This is a genomic window from Cellulomonas septica (genome assembly GCF_012396155.1).
In the GTDB taxonomy this organism is placed as follows: domain Bacteria; phylum Actinomycetota; class Actinomycetes; order Actinomycetales; family Cellulomonadaceae; genus Cellulomonas; species Cellulomonas septica.
Genome location: NZ_JAAXOY010000816.1, coordinates 1 through 1,334, shown reverse-complemented (window position 1 = coordinate 1,334; position 1,334 = coordinate 1). Strand labels below are relative to the sequence as shown.

The following is a 1,334-nucleotide window of genomic DNA, read 5'->3' as shown; positions in this document are numbered from 1 at the left end:
CACGGGGGCGGCGGGCGTGACGACCGCACCGCCGGGCAGCGCGGCGGCGAACACGGGGGCCGCCGCCGGCACGTCCGTCGTGGGGGTCGCCGTGGCGTCCGGCGTGGGACGCGGCGTGGGCACGAATCCGAGGTCAGGCAACGAGCTCGTCCTCCGCGTCGCGCCGGATGACGATCTGGCCGCTCTCCTCCAGGCGACGGATCACCTGGACGATCGCCGCGCGGGCGTCCTCGACGAGCGAGAGGCGCACGGGGCCGAGCAGCTCGATCTCCTCCAGCAGGTTCTCCCGCGCCCGCTCGGACAGGTTCCGCATGACGGTCTCGCGGACCCCGTCGCTGACGCCCTTGAGCGCCACGGACAGCTGGGCGGTCTCGACCTGGCGCAGCACGAGCTGCATGGCCCGGTCCTCGAGCAGCGTGATGTCCGCGAACACGAACATGCGGCTGCGGACCTCCTCCGCGAGCTCCTCGTCGCGTGCGGCCAGGCCCTCGAGGATGACCTTCTCCGTGCCGGGGTCGGCGCGGTTGATGATCTCGACGAGCGGCTGCACACCGCCGACGGCGGCGAAGTCGTTGGCCTGCAGGACGCTCGACGCCTTGCGCTGCAACGTCTCCGCGATCACCTGGACGACGTCCGGCGACGCGCGCTCCATGAGCGCGATCCGGTGCGCGATGTCCGCCTGCAGCTCGGGGTCGAGACCCGCGAGGATGATCCCCGCGTGGTCGGGCTTGAGGTGCGCGAGCACGAGCGCGATGGCCTGCGGGTGCTCGCTCGACAGCAGCGAGACGACCTGGCGCGCGTCGGCGTGCTGGAGGAACTCGAACGGCTGCCCCTGCATGGTCGTCTGGAGCCGCTCGAGCACGTCCGCGGCCTGCTCGGCGCCGAGCGACGCGACCAGCAGGTGCTGCGCGAGGCCCATGCCGCCGCCGACGCCGGGGCCGACGACGGAGACCGCGTGGAACTCCTCGAGCACCTCGTCGGCGAGCCGCTGGTCGACGCGCTCGAGCCGCAGGATCTCGGCCGTGAGCTCCTCGATCTCGTTGACGTCGAGCTGCGCCATGACGCGTGCGGCGCGGTCGCGGCCGAGCTGCAGGAGCAGCATCGCGGCCTTCTGGGTCCCGGTGAGCGCGGCCATCAGCGGCGTCCGGCCGGGGTCGCGGTGCCGAGCCAGCCGCGCAGGAGGTCCGCGACCTCCTCGGGCTGCTCGTCGGCGAGGGCCGTGATCTCGGCGCGCTTGCGGGCGACCGGGTCGGGCTCGGTCGGCAGCGGCCCGGCGGGCAGCTCCGGCAGGGCGTCCTCCGGGAGGCCCTCGAGCGCGAGGCGCGCGTCGTCGT

The 1,334-nt window shown here is 74.1% G+C and carries 1 protein-coding gene and 1 pseudogene; both read right to left on the bottom strand.

Going from position 1 to position 1,334, the window contains the following annotated elements; genetic code table 11:
- Positions 1 to 133 precede the first annotated feature (133 nt).
- Positions 134 to 1,135 carry a flagellar motor switch protein FliG gene (gene fliG / locus HGA02_RS19455; RefSeq protein WP_200829818.1) on the bottom strand — a complete coding sequence of 334 codons (1,002 nt, stop codon included), beginning with the start codon at positions 1,133 to 1,135 and terminating at the stop codon, positions 134 to 136.
- Positions 1,135 to 1,334: pseudogene (locus HGA02_RS19450) on the bottom strand (flagellar basal-body MS-ring/collar protein FliF); the annotation flags it as partial. The gene fliG and the pseudogene HGA02_RS19450, both read right to left, overlap by 1 nt.

Coding starts and splice junctions, on each gene's coding strand:
- fliG (WP_200829818.1), bottom strand. CDS start 1,135: ATGGCCGCGCTCACCGGGACCCAGAAGGCCGCGATGCTGCTCCTGCAG.